Raw genomic sequence first — 16,386 nt, 5'->3', positions numbered from 1 at the left:
AAGGCCTCAGGCAACTCGCACGCGAACGGTGCTTTTCCCTCACCGTGCAGATATGGTCCCCCCAATGAGCGAACCCGCCCCCGGCACCATCCCGCCCGAGATCGCCGGCTGGTTCGACGCGCGCGGCTGGCGGGTGCGGCGGCATCAGCAGGCAATGCTCGCCGCCGCCGACCGGGGGCACCATGCGCTGCTGGTGGCCGATACCGGCGCGGGCAAGACGCTTTCGGGCTTCCTGCCGACGCTGGCCGCGTTCTGCCCCTCGCGCCTGGGGCGAAACCCGCCGGAGGGCCTGCACACGCTCTACGTCTCACCGCTGAAGGCGCTGGCGACCGACGTCCAGCGCAACCTCATCGCCCCGATCGAGGAGATCGGCCTCCCCATCCGCGTCGAGACCCGCAGCGGCGATACCTCTTCCGACCGCAAGGCCCGCCAGCGCGCACGGCCGCCGCATGTGCTGCTGACGACGCCCGAATCGCTGTCGCTGCTGCTGAGCTATCCCGAGGCGCCGACCTTGTTCGCCGGGTTGCAGCGGGTGGTTGTTGATGAAGTGCACGCTTTCGCCACCGGCAAGCGCGGCGACCTTCTGGCGCTGTCGCTGGCGCGGTTGCAGGCGATCAACCCCGACCTCCAGCGCGCGGCGCTCTCGGCGACGCTGGCGGACCCCGACGAGTACCGCGGCTGGCTCGCGCCCTGGGGCGAGATCGACGGGGTGGAACTGGTCCACGGCGAGCCCGGCGCCGACCCCGTGGTCGACATCCTGCTCCCGCAGGGAGAGCGTATCCCGTGGAGCGGTCACGCCGCGATCTGGGCTATCCCGCAGCTGATCGAGCAGATCCGCGCCCACCGCACGACGCTCGTCTTCACCAACACGCGGTTCCTGGCGGAGTACATCTTCCAGGAGCTGTGGAATGCCAACGATGGCAACCTGCCGATCGGCATCCACCACGGCTCGCTGTCGAAGGAGGCGCGGGCCAAGGTCGAGGGGGCGATGGCCGAGGGCAAGCTCCGGGCGCTGGTCTGCACCGCCAGCCTCGATCTCGGCATCGACTGGGGCGACATCGACCTCGTCGTGCAGATGGGCGCGCCCAAGGGCTCGTCGCGGCTGCTGCAGCGGATCGGGCGCGCCAACCACCGGCTCGACTGCCCCAGCGAGGCGGTGCTGGTGCCGGGCAATCGCTTCGAATTCCTCGAGGCTTTCGCGGCGCAGGAGGCGGTGCGGCAAGGCCAGCGAGACGGCGACCCGTTCCGCCCGGGCGGGCTCGATGTTCTGGCCCAGCACGTCATGGCGGTCGCCTGCGCGGGGCCGTTCCGCGAGGATGAGCTGCTCACCGAAGTGCGCTCCAGCCTCGCCTATGCCTGGGTGGACGCGGCGATGTTCGCGCGGGTGCTCGAGTTCGTCGCGACCGGCGGCTACGCGCTGCGCTCCTACGACCGCTTTCGGCGGATCGTGCGAGACAAGGACGGGACCTGGCGGCTGACTCACCCGGAACATGCGGCACGCCACCGGCTGAATGCGGGGATCATCGTCGATTCCGAAATGCTCGACGTGCGCTTCCGCAACGGACGCTCGCTCGGCAAGGTGGAGGAGGGTTTCGGCGCCAGCCTGGAACCCGGCGATACCTTCCGGTTCGCGGGCATGGACCTCGAGGTCGAATCGCTGAAGGACCTCGAACTGATCGTGCGCGCGGCCAAGCGCTCGGCGACGATCCCGAGCTATTCGGGGCAGCGCATGCCGATCTCCACGCATCTCGCCGACCGGGTGCGCGCGATGCTGTCCGACCGCGCGGGCTGGGCGCGCTTCCCCGACGACGTGCGCGAATGGCTGGAAGTGCAGGACTGGCGCTCGCACCTGCCCGCGCCAGGGCGGCTGCTGGTCGAGAGCTTCCCGCACCGGGGGCTCGCCTATACCAGCTACTATACCTTCGAGGGGTGGAACGCGAACCAGTCGCTCGGCATGCTGATTACCCGGCGGATGGAGGACCGGGGGCTCGGCCCGCTGGGCTTCGTCGCCACCGACTACACGCTGGTCGTCTGGGGGCTCAAGGAGGTGGCGGAGCCCGCCGCGCTGCTCTCGCCCGACATCCTGACCCACGAGTTCGTCGACTGGGTGCAGCAGTCGTACCTGCTGCGCCGCGCTTTTCGCGAAGTGGCGGTGATCTCCGGCCTCGTCGAGCGGCAGCAGCCAGGGAAGCGCAAGTCGGGGCGGCAGGTGACCTTCTCGACCGACCTCATCTACGACGTGCTGCGCAAGTACGAGCCCGACCACCTGCTGATCCAGGCGGCCTGGGCCGATGCCCGCTCGCGCATGACCGACGTGGCGCGGGTCGCCGACGTGCTCGACCGCGCGGCGAAGGAAGTGGACCACGTCCGCCTCGACCGCATCAGCCCGCTGTCGGTCCCGGCGCTGTCGATGATCGGGCGCGAAAGCCTGCCCTCGGGCGCGGCGGATGACGACCTGCTGTTCGAAGCGGAAAGCCTGGCCTCGGTGGCGATGCGGGTGGACCCGGTGGAAGAGGGCGAGGGCGACTAGCGCCCGTCCGCAGCCCTGCGAAAAAAGCCCGGCTGCATCGCTGCGCCGGGCCTTTCCTTTTCACTTCGCGGCGGGGTCAGTCGCCGTGCTTGCGCTCGCGGGTGGGGGCCACCATGCCCGGGGCGATGAAGCCGATCGGGGTGACTTCCATGGCGCGCTTCTTCAGTTCGCCCTTCATGCGGCGATATTCCTCCTCCATCTCCTCGGTTACCGTGGCGCGGCTGTCCTCGAGGGCGTCCTCGAAGTCCGCTGCCGTCACCTGTTCCACCGCCGCCCCGCGCTTGCGGATAGCCACGAGGCCGGCGCGGCGGACCACGTCTTCCAGGTCGGCGCCGGTGAAGCGCGCGGTACGCTCGGCGATCGAGGCGAGCGAGACGTCGTCGGCCAGCGGCATCTTGCCGGTGTGGATGCCCAGGATATGCTCGCGCCCGGCCGCATCGGGGGTGCCGACGTACACGAGTTCGTCGAACCGGCCCGGCCGCAGCAGCGCCGGATCGACCAGCGCCGGGCGGTTGGTGGCGCCGATCAGCACGACCGACTGCAGCTCCTCCATCCCGTCCATCTCGGCGAGGATGGTGTTGACCACGCGGCTGGTGACCTGCGGCTCGCCGCCGCCACCGCCCATGCCGCGCGCGGGCACGAGGCTGTCGATCTCGTCGATGAAGATCACGCAGGGCGCGACCTGCCTTGCTCTCGCGAAGAGGCGGGCGATCTGCTGCTCGCTCTCGCCGTACCACTTGCTGAGGAGGTCGGACGACTTGATCGAGATGAAGTTCGCCTCGGCCTCCTTGGCGACGGCCTTGGCGAGCAGGGTCTTGCCGGTGCCCGGGGGCCCGTAGAGCAGGAAGCCCTTGGCCGGGCGGATGCCCAGCTTGTGGAACGTTTCGGGGTTCTTCAGCGGCAGTTCGACACCTTCCTTGAGCTTGAGCTGCGCCTCGTCGAGCCCGCCGATGTCGGCCCAGCCGATGTTGGGCACCTGCACCATGACTTCGCGCATGGCGGAAGGCTGGACGCGCTTGAGGGCGGCGAGGAAGTCCTCGCGGTAGACCTGCAGGTTGTCGAGCACTTCGGCAGGGATGGTGCGCGCTTCGAGGTCGAGCTTGGGCATGATGCGGCGCACGGCCTCGATCGCGGCCTCGCGGGCGAGGGCGGCAAGGTCGGCGCCGACGAAGCCGTGCGTGGTGCGGGCCAGCTCGTTCAGGTCCACGCGCTCGCTCAGCGGCATGCCGCGCGTGTGGATGCCCAGGATTTCGCGGCGGCCCTTTTCGTCGGGGACGCCGATGACGATCTCGCGGTCGAAGCGGCCGGGGCGGCGCAGCGCCTCGTCGATCGCGTCGGGCCGGTTGGTCGCGGCGATGACGACGACGTGGGCGCGGCTGTTGAGGCCGTCCATCAGCGTCAGCAGCTGCGCGACGAGGCGCTTTTCCGCCTCGCCGTGGACCTGGTCGCGCTTGGGGGCGATCGAATCGATCTCGTCGATGAAGACGATCGCAGGCGCGGCCTTGGTCGCTTCCTCGAATATCTCGCGCAGGTGCTTCTCGCTCTCGCCGTAGCCCGAGCCCATGATCTCGGGCCCGTTGATCGAGAAGAAGCTGGCCTCGCTCTCGTTGGCGACCGCCTGCGCCAGGCGCGTCTTGCCGGTGCCCGGCGGGCCGTGGAGCAGCACGCCCTTGGGCGGGGCGACGCCGAGGCGGGTGAACAGCTCGGGATAGCGCAGCGGCAGCTCGACCATCTCGCGCAGCTGGCGGATGGTGTCGCCCATGCCGCCCACATCGTCGTAGTTGACGTCGCCGCGTGCGTCGTGCGCCTCCTCGAAAGTCTCGCGCAGTTCCACTTCGGTGTTCTCGTCGATGTGGACGATGCCCCGCGGGGTGGTGGAGACGACGTTGAGGCGGATCTGCGTCAGCGCATAGGCGGGCGCGTTGAACATGCGGCGCAGCTGCGGCGGGATGTCCGCGACCTGCTGCTGGCCGGCGGTGGCGACGAGGTCGCCCTGCACCATCGGCCGGCCGAAGAAGTTGCGCTTGAGCGCCGCCGCCGGCCCCTGCAGGCGCATGTCCTTCTGCGCAGGGGCGAAGACGACGCGCTGGGCGGGGCGCGATTCGGTCTTGCGCACGACGACGTGGTCGCCCGAGCCGACTTCGGCATTGCCGCGCTGGAGCCCGTCGAGGCGGATGACCTCGAGGCCCTCGTCCTCGTCATAGGCGAGCACGGCGCGCGCCACGGTGACGGCCTTGCCGGTGATCTCCAGCACGTCTCCTTCCAGCGCGCCGATTTCGGACAGCGCGCCGCGCGAGAGGCGGGCGATGCCTTGGCCACTCTCTTCCTGACGGGCAGCTGCAACCTGCAGCCTGACCGTGCGCTCGTCTGTCCTGATGTCCGTATCCGCCATCGCGCTTCCCTTCTTCGATCCCGTTCCCGATGGCCTCTCGCATGAAGCGCGGCTCGATCGGGCGGCGAGATCGGAAGCTAGGTATCGCTCCGAGTGATTTCAAACCGCCCGACGCCCGGAGCAACACGCGCCGCGATGGGCGGTTCCCCGATTCGCGCCGCGGCCCGCGAGCAGCGATCCCAGACGCGTGACCGAACTGCCTGTTTTTTGGGCACGCTGCGGAGTGCTGCAGAAATGCAGATCACGGCATTCGCTGCTCAAAATTTAGGCAAAAAAATGGCCCGATCGTTGCCGACCGGGCCTTGGAAGTTTTGGGAGAGGATGCCTGAAAGGCACTGTCTGTATGACCCGACTCGGCTTATTGTGCAAGTGCGAAGTGATGCGGAAGTGTTGCTAAAAACGCAAACAAAGTTGCATATTGCTGCACGAAGCATGGGAGTGGGCGCAAAACCTCAACAATCCTGCCTTGTATGATAATGAACCGATGTTCAGGTTTGGCCCCATCGCAGCGACGGTTCGTACCGCCGGAGCGATGCGCGCAAACGTTTGTCTGCTGCGCTGCGCCATTTGCTTGCCCTGCTTAGTATCGCTGGGGATTGGATATTCCGACGCAGCGGCGCAGCAACAATCCGCGTGGGGTGGAGGACGCAGCAGGCGAAGGACAGGTCGGTGCTACGGAAAATCACTTCACTCAGTGCGCCAGCAGGAGCGCAGGGGCGCTCTGCGCATCGAGGAAATGCGCCGTGACCCCGCCGAACAGAAACTCGCGCATCCGGCTCTTGCCGTAGGCGCCCATGACCAGCAGCTCGGCGTGGGCCTGGGTCACTGCGATGGCGAGGGTCTGCTCGGTCGAATCGCGGCGCTCGTGCTCCTCGAATTCGGCGCCGATGCCATGGCGCGCCAGATAGCGCAGCGCTTCGGTGGCGGGGAAACCGCCCTTCTTCTCGATCACCGAGAGCAGCGTCACCGAGTGGCAGGTGGCGAGCAAAGGCACTGCACCGCGCAGGGCCGCCGCGGCTTGCTCGCCGCCATCCCAGGCGACGCAGGCGCGGCGGACCGGCACGTCGAGCGGTTTGTCGTCCGCCAGCGCCAGGATCGGGGTACGCGAGGTGAGGGCGAGGTCGCCCGCCAGTCCCGCCGAGCGCGAGACGACGACCAGATCCGCCAGCCGCGCCGCATGAGCGAGCGCGGTCACCGGCTCGTCCTCGCACCGAATGACGTCGAAGGCCACGCCGCTGCCGGCCAGCTGCGCCTCGACGGCGGCGGCGACCGCGTCGTCCTCCTCGCGTGCCTTGTCGAGCGCGTCGGACATCACGTAGCTTCCGCCCATCGGGTCCATCGCGATGTAGCGCGACACCGGGGTATCGACGAGCACGGTGACATGGCCGTCGGCGCGGCGGGCGATGTCGGCGGCGGTCCGGATGCGGGCCTGGGTGCCGGGCTTGCGGTCGGCGTTCACGAGTATCGAGCGCATGGTCTGTCTCCCATATGAGCGGCCTGGGGCCGGAGCCCTGCGCGTGCCGGTTCCATGACCGGGATCAAACGCGGGCGCGGGGGGCGCCGTTTTGCGCAGGAGTCATGGCAGAAACGAGCGGCATGCGGGGCGGTTGCAGCCGGACATACACGGTAACATTCGCGCATCCCGTCGTCCCGGCTAAGGCTGGGACGACGTCAATCTGCGACCTTGAGCGGATCGATCGTCAGCCGCGCCGCCCGCGCGAAGAGGTCGAGGATCACCGGGTCTCGCTCCCGCGTGCGGATCGCCGCCTCGAAATGCACGCCCTGCGCCGGTCGCGGCAGCACCTCGCGCAAGGTCCCGGCGAGCAGGTGGCTTCGCACCATGGTCTCAGGCAGCACCGCCGCGCCCTGGCCGCTGGCGACGATCTCTATGAGAGTGCGCACGTTGTTGCAGGTGTGCAGCGCGCGCGGGGTGAGCCCATGCGCCTCCAGCGTCTCGTGGGTGACGGCGTGGAGCGGCGAGTGGTCGGGCAAGGACCACACCGGCAGCGGTTTGGCGAACCCGCCCGCCTCCGCCACCTCGGCCCCCGCCGCCCAGACCAGGTCCACCGAGCCGATCGGCGCGGTGCGCATGCCGGGGCTCGCCACGGGCCCCGCGAGGAACACGATGTCGCGCGTGCCCGCCAGCAGCTGCGCCAGCAGGGGCGCGGTGAGGTCGATCTCGATCTCCATGGCGACGCCGGGCCGGTCGCGCTCTATCGCCTGGATGAAGGCGGGCAGGCAGCTCGCCGCCGCGATCTCGCCCGAGCCGATGCGCACCGCGCCGGTGGCGCCCGCGAAGTCGCTCGCCTCCAGCAGCACCTGTTCGAGCCCGTGGTAGAATGGCTCGCTCGCCTGGACGAGCCGCCGCCCGCGCGCGGAGAGCACCATTCGCCGCCCCTCGCGCTGGAACAGCTGGACGCCGAGTTGGTCCTCGATCTCGCGAACACGGGCGGAAATGGCGGGCTGGGTGGTGTTGAGCCGCTGCGCGGCGGCGGCGAAGGTGCCGAGCCGGTCGATCCACATCAGCGTTTCGAGATGGAACAGGGCGATGCGCTTCATGCTGAACTGATAACCAATGGCTATCGGAATTGATAAAAAATAATCCCTATTCGTAATGGGAGACGCGCTCTAGCTTCCGCTCCGCAATCGGAGAGGATTTGCCTCATGAAGAAGATCTATCCCAGCGCCGAGGCCGCGCTGGAAGGCGTGCTCAAGGACGGCCTGCTGATCGCGGCAGGCGGCTTCGGCCTCTGCGGGATCCCCGAGCGCCTGCTCGACGCGGTGCGCGATGCAGGGGTCAAGGACCTGACCTTCGCCTCGAACAATGCCGGCATCGACAACGAAGGCATCGGCAAGCTGCTGCGCACGAAGCAGGTGAAGAAGATGATCTCGTCCTACGTCGGCGAGAACAAGGAGTTCGAACGCCAGTTCCTCGCCGGTGAACTCGAGGTCGAGTTCTGCCCGCAGGGTACTTTGGCGGAGCGTATGCGCGCGGGCGGCGCCGGCATCCCGGGCTTCTACACCAGGACCGGCGTCGGCACCCAGGTCGCCGAGGGCAAGGAAGTGAAGGTCTTCGGCGGGCAGGAATATATCCTCGAGGAAGGCATCTTCGCCGACCTCAGCCTCGTCAAGGCATGGAAGGCGGACGAGACCGGCAACGTCGTGTTCCGCAAGACCGCGCGCAACTTCAACGTGCCCGCCGCCACCTGCGGCAAGGTCTGCGTGGTCGAGGTGGAGGAGATCGTGCCGGTGGGCAGCCTCGATCCCGACGCGATCCACCTCCCCGGCGTCTTCGTCCAGCGTATCGTCGTGGGCGCGCCCTATGACAAGAAGATCGAGTTCACGACGACCCGCGAGAGGGAGGCTGTCTGATGCCCTGGAATCGCAATGAAATGGCCGCGCGCGCGGCGAAGGAGCTTGAGGACGGGTTCTACGTGAACCTCGGCATCGGCATCCCGACGCTGGTGGCGAACTACGTGCCGCAGGACATCACCGTCACGCTGCAGAGCGAGAACGGGATGCTCGGCATCGGGCCGTTCCCCTACCCGGACGAAGTCGACCCCGACCTCATCAACGCCGGCAAGCAGACGATCAGCGAACTGCCGCAGTCGGCCTACTTCGACAGCGCGCAGAGCTTCGGCATGATCCGCGGCGGGCATATCGACCTGACCGTGCTCGGCGCGATGGAAGTGGCCGAGAACGGCGACATCGCCAACTGGATGATCCCGGGCAAGATGATCAAGGGCATGGGCGGCGCGATGGATCTCGTCGCGGGCGTCAAGAAAATTATCGTCGTGATGGAGCACACCTCCAAGAACGGCGATCCCAAGTTCATCCCCGCGTGCACCCTGCCGCTGACGGGCCGGAACGTGGTGGACATGGTCATCACCGACCTCGCGGTGTTCCAGCGCGCCGACCACGACAGCCCGTTCAGGCTGGTCGAGATGGCGCCGGGCGTCACCGCCGAGGAAATCGCCGCGAAGACGACCGCGCACTACGTGAGCTGAAGCCGCCGATGTCGTCCCCGTGTTCGCGGGGACGACGTTGCCGCGAGGGGGCTCGCCTTCCTCGGGACTTGTCATTATTCCTCCTCGCACTCGACGCCGAGAGGAATCCCATGACCTACACGCTGATCACCGCGAACCGGAACTATTCGAGCTGGTCGCTGCGCCCCTGGGTGCTGATGAAGGCCCTCGGCATTCCCTTCGAGGACGAGCTGGAACAGTTCACCATGCCGGTGAACTACGACGCCTTCCGCAGCTTCTCGCCCACCGGACAGGTGCCGGTGCTGATCGACGAGGAGCGCACGATCTGGGATTCGCTGGGCATCGCGCTCTACCTTGCCGACCGTCATCCCGGCGTCTGGCCCGCCGACGAGGACGCCCGGACTTATGCCCAGAGCGCGGTCTGCGAGATGCACGGCGGCTTCCCGGCGCTGCGCGGCTTCTGCACCATGAACGTGGGCGTGCGGGTGAAGCCCCGGCCGATGGACGGGCAACTGGTGCGCGAGATCTACCGGGTGCGCGAAATCTTCGAGGAAGGCCTGTCGCGCTTCGGCGGGCCATGGCTGGCAGGGCCGGAGTTCACCGTGCTCGACGCCTTCTACGCCCCGGTCGCCTTCCGCGTGCGTACTTACGGGCTCGACGTGGGGCGCGGCCAGGCGTGGGTCGACGCCGTGCTCGCCCATCCTGCGATGCGCCAGTGGGAGGAAGAAGCCCTGGCAGAGGAATGGCGCGAGGAAGGCCACGAGGCGGAACTGGCCGCAGCGGGCGAGATCATCGCGGACTATCGGAACGGAGGCTGATCCGATGCGGGTGCTGCTGACGGGCTCCTCGGGCTGGCTCGGCAGGCACCTCGCGCCGCTGCTGGAATCGCGGGGGCACGACGTCGTCGGGCTAGACGTGACGCCCGGCGCGGCGACCACGATCGTCGGCTCGGTGGCCGACCGGGGCCTGGTGTTCCAGGCGGTCGCGCATCATGGCATCGAGGCGGTGATCCACGGCGGCGCGCTGCACAAGCCGGACATCGCGCGGTTCCCGCGGCAGGCTTTCGTCGATGTCAACGTGACCGGCACGCTCAACCTGCTGGAAGCCGCCGCCGAGGCCGGGCATGCGCGCTTCGTGTTCACCTCCACCACCTCGCTGATGGTGCGCGGCGACGTGCGCGCCGGGGCGGGCGAGCAGGGCGCCTGGTGGATGGACGAGAGCTTCGGCCCCATCGCCCCGCGCAACGTCTACGGGCTCACCAAGCGTGCCGCCGAGGACCTGTGCCGCCTCGTTTCGCGGGAGAGCGGGATGGCGGTGGCGATCCTGCGCACCGGCCGCTTCTTCCCCGAGGACGACGATACCCATGCCGTGCCCTCCGGCCCGAACCTCAAGGCCAACGAGTTCCTGAACCGCCGCCTGACCGTGGCCGACGCGGCGCTCGCCCATCTTGCAGCGCTGGAGCGGGTCGAGGGGTGCGAGACCTTCGTGCTGTCCGCCCCGCCGCCGTTCGGCTGCGAAGATGCGGCGGAACTGGCGACCGACGCCCGCGCCGTGATCGCCCGCCACTTCCCCGAGGCCGAGGCGCTCTACGCCCAGGCCGGCTGGGTGCTGCCCGAACGGATCGAGCGGGTCTACGATCCCGCCAAGGCCGAACGCCTGCTGGGCTGGCGCGCGCGGACGGACTTCGCCGCGATCCTCGACGCGCTGCGCCGCGGCGCAGAGATGCCTTTCGCGCACAATCCGGAATGGGTGTCGCCTGTGCTGGGACAGCCATCCCGCGGATGATGCCGACTGTCTTGCGGCGGTCAGACGGGCACTCCATAACCCGCCGGTCATCACATGGGAGAATCTCGAATGGCCGACCTCGCCTCCATCCCGCTCGAGCGTATCGACGGCAAGTCCGACAGCCTCGCCGATCATGCCGGCAAGGTGCTTCTCGTCGTCAACGTCGCGTCCAAGTGCGGGCTCACGCCGCAGTACGAAGGGCTCGAGGCGATCTACAAGGAGTACCAGGACAAGGGCTTCGAAGTGCTCGGCTTCCCCGCCAACGACTTCGGCGCGCAGGAGCCCGGGACCCACGAGGAAATCGCCGAGTTCTGCTCGGTGAACTACGGCGTCTCGTTCCCGCTCTTCGCCAAGGCCGACGTCACCGGCGAGGCCAAGCAGCCGCTCTACGCCGCGCTGACCGAAGCCGTGCCGACCAAGCAGGGCGACGTCGCCAGCATGAAGGAGCGCTTCAAGGGCTATGGCATGACGCCGAACGACGACCCCGAAGTGCTGTGGAACTTCGAGAAGTTCCTGATCGCGCGCGACGGCTCGGTCGCGGGCCGCTTCGCTCCGGGCACCGCGCCCACGGACCCGTTGCTGATCGGCGCGATCGAGGCCGAACTGGCGAAGTAATCCGGGCGGGGGGCGTCAGTCCCCCACCAGGACGAACGGCGCCCAGCTTGCGGGGTGGGCGCCGCCGGGAATCGAGGGATCGCGCATCACGTCCAGCTGGGCGCGGCGCAGCGCCTCGGCCCGCGACAGGCCGGAGCTTGCGCCTTCCAGCGTGCGCAGCGTCAGGCGTCCGGCCACGTCGTCGCGCACCGGCCAGTGCGACAGAAGCAGCGCGCGCGAGCCCGCCGAGATGAACGCCCGCGCGAGACCCGAGTAAGTCGGCGCGTTTTCGCTGTCGCCCGCGCTGGTGTCGCAGGCGGAGAGGATCACCCAGTCCGCGTCGAGCCGCAGCTGCGCCACTTCCGAGGCAGTGAGCAGTCCATCGTCGAGCGCGCTCGGCACGCGCGGGGGCGTCATCACCAGCGCCGGTTCGACCACGCCCCGCAGTGCGCCGCCGACGAGGCCGTGGGTGGCGAAGGCGATCACCCGCGCCCGGTCGAGCGGGGCCTGCTTCACCGCCGTCTCGGTGGCGTCGGCACCGATCAGCAGCTGGCTCCGGGGGCCGAAGCGGCTCGCCATGTCGCGCAGTTCGCGCGCGGCGTCGGGCAGGCCGGGGAGCTGGGCAAGCGCATCGACGCCGACATCGCCCGCCCTCAGGCGCGGCGCCGAGCGCAGGGCCAGCATCGCGGGCGGACCGAGCAGCGGCGCGCCGATCCCCGCGAAGGTCGCCTCCTTGTCCGAGGAGGCGGGGCGGCGCGGCAGGGGAGAGGCGCTGATCATCACGCTGACCGCATGGTCGCGCGCCAGCCAGCGCGTTTCGCGCAGCGCCTGGGGATCGGCGTCGTCGCCCCTGGGAGGGCGGCTCACCAGCGCCGAGAACGGCACCGTCGAGAGGCTCCCGGGCGCCAGGATCTCCAGCTCTCGCACCGACTTCAGCGCGCGGCGGATGGCCTCGGGGAAGACCAGCCCGTAGAGTTCGTAGGCGGAGCGGCGGTCGAACCCGGCATGTGTCCGGTCGAGCAGGCCCGCCTCGACCGAGCCGCGCAGGCGCTGCTGCAGTTCCAGCAGGTGCCGGGGGGATACGTCGCCCGAGCCGATGACCACCGCATCGCGGGTGACCAGCTGCGTGACGAGGCCGATGTTGTCGCTGCCGATCAGGAGCAGGCCCTGGCCGGGCCGCAGCCGCGCGCGAGCATCGGCGAGCCTTGCCGGTTCCACCGCCGTAAGCGCCTGGTAACCCGGCACCAGCGCGGCGACGGCGGCATCCGCTGCGCGCAGTTTCGTGTCGAGGGCGGCAACCTGCGCGGTGAGGTCGCGGGCGGCGGCGGCATCGCCCGCGATCAGCGCCTGGTCCAGCGCCTTGCGCTGCTGGCGCCCCTGCGCGGCAAGCGCGAGGTAGCTGCGGATCGCCTCGCGCGCCTGGGGACCATAACTGTCCTGCAGCACGGCGAGCGAGGAGAACGCGCCCTGCAGGTCGCCCAGGTTCGCCATCTGCAGGGCATCGAACGCCTCGGCCTGCGCATCCGCCCGGTCGGCGATGCGCGCCAGCTGCATGAACGACAGGCGGAATTCGGCCGCCATCGAGAGCACGTCGCGGCGGGCGGTGGCGCGGTCGAGCAGGCGCGCACGCAGGGGCGCGAGGCCGGCGGACAGCATCGCGAGCGCCTCGTCCGCCTTGCCGTTCTCGGCGGCGATGCGCGCGGCGAGCGCGGTGACGGTGATGCGGCGCTTGTTGGTCGGGCTGGTCCCGCGAGAAAAACCCTCGCGCGCGTGGGCGATGAGCGGGGCGGCCTCGTCCGGCCGATCGGCATCGACGAGGACGCTGGCGAGGTTGTACTCAGCCGTCAGCACGGTCAGGTCCTCGGCCGAGGCGGAATATTTGCGCGCCACCGCCAGTGCCTTCTCACGCAGCGCGAGCACTCTGTCGTAGTCGCCGTCCCAGGCGGCGATGCGCGCTTGCTGGCCGATCATGGTCGACAGCCCGTTGGCCTGCAGGCGATCGGGATGGGCCTCGAAGATCGCCACGGCCCCGTCATAGAGCGGCCCCGCCTCCCCGCGCATGCCCGCATTGTCGAGCGCGTAGGCGAGGGCGTGCAGCGACATCGCCACTTGCGGGCTGCCGGGCGGCAGGATCGCCCGGCGCTTTTCCAGCGCGGCGCGCAGCAGCGGGATCGCCTGCGCGTACTGGCCTGCCTCCGACAGGATGGCGCCGAGCTGCTGCGTGGTGGCGACCCGCACGCGGTGGTTTTCGGGCAGGTGCGCCTCGGCCCAGGTGGCCGCTTCGCGCGCGGTGACGATCGCCGTCTCGGCATCCGAAACATAGAGCTGCAAGGCCGCGAGGCTGATCCCCCAGCTGGCCGGGGCTTCGAGGTTCTCGCCGGTCGCGGCGGCGTGGTTGCGGGCGATGACGACCGATTCGGCGACGAGCGGGATCGCATCGACCTGCCGGCCGCGCTGGTATTCGATCAGGCCGAGGCCATAGAGCGCCTCGCCGTATTCGGGGCTCTGCCGGCCTTCGAGGCGCGCGGCGAGGTCCAGCGCGCGGCGGGTGTAGGCCTCCGCCTCGTCCAGCTTGCCGAGCGAGCCCAGTTCAGAGCCGATGTGGAGCAGCAGCCCGGCGCGGTCAGCGGTCAGCGGCGCCTTGCGCGCCTCCAGCCCGGCCTCGACCTCCTGGAACAGCGCCAGCGCCTCCTCGGTGCGGTCGAGAGAAGAGAGCGCCTGCGCGCGCACCGCCCGGGCATAGAGCAGATCGACCGGATCGACGCGGCGGTCGCGGCCCGCGCGCGCGAGCACGTCGTCGACATGGCGCAGCGCGGTTTCGGGATCGCCGCTGGTGTCGTAGCCCCGCAGTGCGTGCAGTTCGTCGCCCGTCGGGGAAGGGCGCGGCCCCGCGGCGCCCGGGAGCATGATTGCCAGCACGATCGCGCACCACAGCCTGCGCATCCAGTCTCTATCCCGGTGAACGCGAACGGCCGCAAGTGATCGCTCGGTCGTCCGAGGAAAAGCGCATTCGGCTGTTAATACAACTCACAAGTTCTGTAATGACGGGTGAAATTCATGTCCCGTCGCCCGGGCCGCGACCGGCCGCGCGGGATCGGTGGTCCACTCGCTCCACGAGCCCGGATAGAGACGGCCGGCGGGCAGGCCGGCGACCGCCATGGCCAGTGCGTTGTGGCAGGCGGTGACGCCCGAGCCGCATTGCAGGATGGCGGGGGTGTCCTCCAGCAGCGCCGAAAAGTCGGCGGCGAGGCTGCCGGCATCGCGGAAGCGGCCATCGGGCGCAAGATTGTCGCGGAAGAAGCGGTTGCGGGCACCGGGAATGTGCCCGGCCACCGGGTCGAGCGGGTGGGGCGCGCCTGCGAAGCGCGAGGGATCGCGCGCGTCGAGGACCTGCGCCGCGCCCGTGCCGATCTGGGCGAGGACGTCGGCGGCGCTGACGGGGGCGGGCACCAGCGACGGGCCGGCCTCGAAGTCGCCCGAGGCGGCGCGCGGCGTCGTCCCGGTCTCGAGCGGCAGCCCGGCGGCGACCCAGGCGGGCTTGCCGCCGTCGAGCACCGCGACCTGAGCATGGCCGAGCCAGCGCAGCAGCCACCAGGCCCGCGCCGCCCAGGCCCCGCCGCTGCTGTCGTAGGCGACGACCTGCTGTCCCTTGCGCAGTCCCTGTCCGCGCAGCCAAGCTGCCATCGCCACCGGAGCGGGCAGCGGGTGGCGCCCGTTGCGTCCGTCGGGCGGCGAGGCGAGGTCGTTGTCGAGGTGGGCATGGCGGGCGCCGGGGATATGGCCCCTGGCGTAGATTTCGGTGCCTTTGTCCGGAGCGCCCAGGTCGAACTCGCAGTCGAGCAGCAGCACATCGCTGCCGGTCGTTATCAGGCCCTGCAGCGCATCGACGCCGATCAGCGTTTCGTAGACCATGATATGCGCTGCCTATGTGACCTGGTGGACACAAGGTAGGGTGTGCGGGGGCCGCTGTCGATGCGTTAGAGCAGCGGCCCGGCGGTTTTCACGCCGCTGCACCACGCCCCGAACAGATGTATGCGCTCCCACAGCAGCGCGCGGGTGCCGGCCATGTTGTGGACGTGCCCCATGCGCGGGCAGACGAACAGGTCGACGCTGGGGGCGGAGGCATAGGCGCGCGGCTCGCCGCGGGGGTCGGGCACGAGGTCGCGCACGCCCATCGCGCACAGGACCGGCACCGTGATCGCGGCGGCTTCGGGAGCGACGACGCCGGGCGTCAGCGTCGAACGGGCGGCGCGCTGGGGAGTGCGGCGGGCGTACCACGGCGGGGAAGGCGCATCGGGGTCGCCCCCGCGCGCAATGCCTTCGTAGTGGGCGAGGTCCTGCTCGACGACCTCGACCGGCACGTCGTCGTAGTGGAAACCCCAGGCCAGGGCCTCCCACGCGGCCTGGGCGGGTGCGCCTTGCACGGCCGCCAGTGCGGCGGCGTTGAGCGGCTCGCGGCACTCTGAGAGCCGTGCGTCGCGCGGATACCACGCGACCACCACCGGCGTGCCGCCGGGCGGCGTCGCGGGGTGCGCGTGGACCGCGCTGAAACCCAGCACGGCGATCCCGTCGAAACTGCCGTGCCGGGCCTGCTGGCAGATCAGCAGCGCCCCGCCGAGCGACTGGCCGATGCCGATCACGCAGGCGCCGCTAATGGGGGGATAACCCGGCGCTAATACACCGTTGGCGAGGCGCAGAACGATCTCCGCCTGCGCGGCGTGGGCGGCGGCGGTGAGCACCGCATAGCCGAGATCCTCGGGGTCGATCCCGCTGGAACCGTCGCAGCCCAGCCAATCGAGCGCCACGAAGATCCAGCCCCGCTGCGCATGGTAGGCGCCCTGCGCTCCGCTTCCCGCGCCCGGGAGGTCGCAGGTATAGTACCCGCGCGCATAGCTGCTGCTGGGCATGGCGACGCAGATGACCGGACGGTCGGGCAGGGCGGCGGGCTCGGGCAGGACCACCGTGGCCGAGACCCGTGCCGCCACGCCCAGCCCCACCGCATCGCTGACATCGACGCCGACTTCGAGCTGTCGCACGCGCTTCCTTCCTTGTCCCGTCCGCATGTCTTGTCACCCTGATTGACCGCGCGGGGCAATGGC

At 69.7% G+C, this 16,386-nt stretch carries 12 protein-coding genes; 6 read left to right on the top strand and 6 right to left on the bottom strand.

Annotated elements, in window-relative coordinates; genetic code table 11:
- Positions 1-64 precede the first annotated feature (64 nt).
- On the top strand, positions 65-2,530 hold the full coding sequence (locus AC07M9_RS13755; RefSeq protein ID WP_494884316.1) for a ligase-associated DNA damage response DEXH box helicase: 2,466 nt from the start codon (positions 65-67) through the stop codon (positions 2,528-2,530).
- A gap of 76 nt (positions 2,531-2,606) precedes the next feature.
- Here AC07M9_RS13755 and AC07M9_RS13750 read toward each other — a convergent pair whose 3' ends face one another.
- The 3 genes from AC07M9_RS13750 to AC07M9_RS13740 all read right to left on the bottom strand — a co-directional run bounded on the left by AC07M9_RS13750 (position 2,607) and on the right by AC07M9_RS13740 (position 7,481).
- The gene (locus AC07M9_RS13750; protein WP_494884315.1) at positions 2,607-4,922 is read right to left on the bottom strand and encodes a CDC48 family AAA ATPase; all 2,316 of its coding nucleotides are present in this window, start codon (positions 4,920-4,922) and stop codon (positions 2,607-2,609) included.
- A 691-nt stretch (positions 4,923-5,613) separates the two neighbouring features.
- On the bottom strand, positions 5,614-6,396 hold the full coding sequence (locus AC07M9_RS13745) for a universal stress protein (RefSeq protein ID WP_494884314.1): 783 nt from the start codon (positions 6,394-6,396) through the stop codon (positions 5,614-5,616).
- A 197-nt stretch (positions 6,397-6,593) separates the two neighbouring features.
- Positions 6,594-7,481 carry a LysR family transcriptional regulator gene (locus AC07M9_RS13740; RefSeq protein ID WP_494884313.1) on the bottom strand — a complete coding sequence of 296 codons (888 nt, stop codon included), beginning with the start codon at positions 7,479-7,481 and terminating at the stop codon, positions 6,594-6,596.
- Between the two features lie 105 nt (positions 7,482-7,586).
- On the opposite strand from AC07M9_RS13740, the gene AC07M9_RS13735 reads away from it, so the two are divergent.
- From AC07M9_RS13735 to AC07M9_RS13715, 5 genes are all read left to right on the top strand, one after another.
- The gene (locus AC07M9_RS13735; protein ID WP_494884312.1) at positions 7,587-8,294 is read left to right on the top strand and encodes a CoA transferase subunit A; all 708 of its coding nucleotides are present in this window, start codon (positions 7,587-7,589) and stop codon (positions 8,292-8,294) included.
- Positions 8,294-8,929, top strand: a complete 636-nt coding sequence (locus tag AC07M9_RS13730; RefSeq protein WP_494884311.1) for a CoA transferase subunit B — start codon at positions 8,294-8,296, stop codon at positions 8,927-8,929. The genes AC07M9_RS13735 and AC07M9_RS13730 overlap by 1 nt, the downstream gene beginning before the upstream one ends.
- A 110-nt stretch (positions 8,930-9,039) precedes the next feature.
- Positions 9,040-9,726 (top strand): glutathione S-transferase family protein, encoded by a 687-nt coding sequence (locus AC07M9_RS13725; protein WP_494884310.1) that lies wholly within the window; start codon positions 9,040-9,042, stop codon positions 9,724-9,726.
- Between the two features lie 4 nt (positions 9,727-9,730).
- Positions 9,731-10,693 (top strand): NAD-dependent epimerase/dehydratase family protein, encoded by a 963-nt coding sequence (locus AC07M9_RS13720; protein ID WP_494884309.1) that lies wholly within the window; start codon positions 9,731-9,733, stop codon positions 10,691-10,693.
- A 69-nt stretch (positions 10,694-10,762) separates the two neighbouring features.
- Complete coding sequence (locus AC07M9_RS13715) at positions 10,763-11,308, top strand: glutathione peroxidase (RefSeq protein ID WP_007685373.1); 546 nt, start codon at positions 10,763-10,765, stop codon at positions 11,306-11,308.
- A gap of 15 nt (positions 11,309-11,323) precedes the next feature.
- Here the strand turns inward: AC07M9_RS13715 and AC07M9_RS13710 are convergent, their stop codons facing one another.
- From AC07M9_RS13710 to AC07M9_RS13700, 3 genes are all read right to left on the bottom strand, one after another.
- Entirely contained in the window at positions 11,324-14,230 is a 2,907-nt protein-coding gene (locus tag AC07M9_RS13710) for a CHAT domain-containing tetratricopeptide repeat protein (protein WP_494884308.1), read from the bottom strand.
- 84 nt (positions 14,231-14,314) lie between these two features.
- Positions 14,315-15,199 carry a sulfurtransferase gene (locus tag AC07M9_RS13705; protein WP_494884307.1) on the bottom strand — a complete coding sequence of 295 codons (885 nt, stop codon included), beginning with the start codon at positions 15,197-15,199 and terminating at the stop codon, positions 14,315-14,317.
- A 65-nt stretch (positions 15,200-15,264) separates the two neighbouring features.
- Positions 15,265-16,323, bottom strand: a complete 1,059-nt coding sequence (locus tag AC07M9_RS13700) for a hypothetical protein (RefSeq protein ID WP_494884306.1) — start codon at positions 16,321-16,323, stop codon at positions 15,265-15,267.
- Positions 16,324-16,386: the final 63 nt, after the last annotated feature.

Source organism: Novosphingobium sp. GW821-FHT09E05 (genome assembly GCF_059416165.1).
Note: the sequence above shows the minus strand (reverse complement) of the source record. Positions and strands in the feature narration are given on the sequence as shown.

Coding starts and splice junctions, on each gene's coding strand:
- AC07M9_RS13705 (WP_494884307.1), bottom strand. CDS start 15,199: ATGGTCTACGAAACGCTGATCGGCGTCGATGCGCTGCAGGGCCTGATA.
- AC07M9_RS13710 (WP_494884308.1), bottom strand. CDS start 14,230: ATGCGCAGGCTGTGGTGCGCGATCGTGCTGGCAATCATGCTCCCGGGC.
- AC07M9_RS13745 (WP_494884314.1), bottom strand. CDS start 6,396: ATGCGCTCGATACTCGTGAACGCCGACCGCAAGCCCGGCACCCAGGCC.
- AC07M9_RS13755 (WP_494884316.1), top strand. CDS start 65: ATGAGCGAACCCGCCCCCGGCACCATCCCGCCCGAGATCGCCGGCTGG.
- AC07M9_RS13750 (WP_494884315.1), bottom strand. CDS start 4,922: ATGGCGGATACGGACATCAGGACAGACGAGCGCACGGTCAGGCTGCAG.
- AC07M9_RS13740 (WP_494884313.1), bottom strand. CDS start 7,481: ATGAAGCGCATCGCCCTGTTCCATCTCGAAACGCTGATGTGGATCGAC.
- AC07M9_RS13735 (WP_494884312.1), top strand. CDS start 7,587: ATGAAGAAGATCTATCCCAGCGCCGAGGCCGCGCTGGAAGGCGTGCTC.
- AC07M9_RS13720 (WP_494884309.1), top strand. CDS start 9,731: ATGCGGGTGCTGCTGACGGGCTCCTCGGGCTGGCTCGGCAGGCACCTC.
- AC07M9_RS13725 (WP_494884310.1), top strand. CDS start 9,040: ATGACCTACACGCTGATCACCGCGAACCGGAACTATTCGAGCTGGTCG.
- AC07M9_RS13715 (WP_007685373.1), top strand. CDS start 10,763: ATGGCCGACCTCGCCTCCATCCCGCTCGAGCGTATCGACGGCAAGTCC.
- AC07M9_RS13730 (WP_494884311.1), top strand. CDS start 8,294: ATGCCCTGGAATCGCAATGAAATGGCCGCGCGCGCGGCGAAGGAGCTT.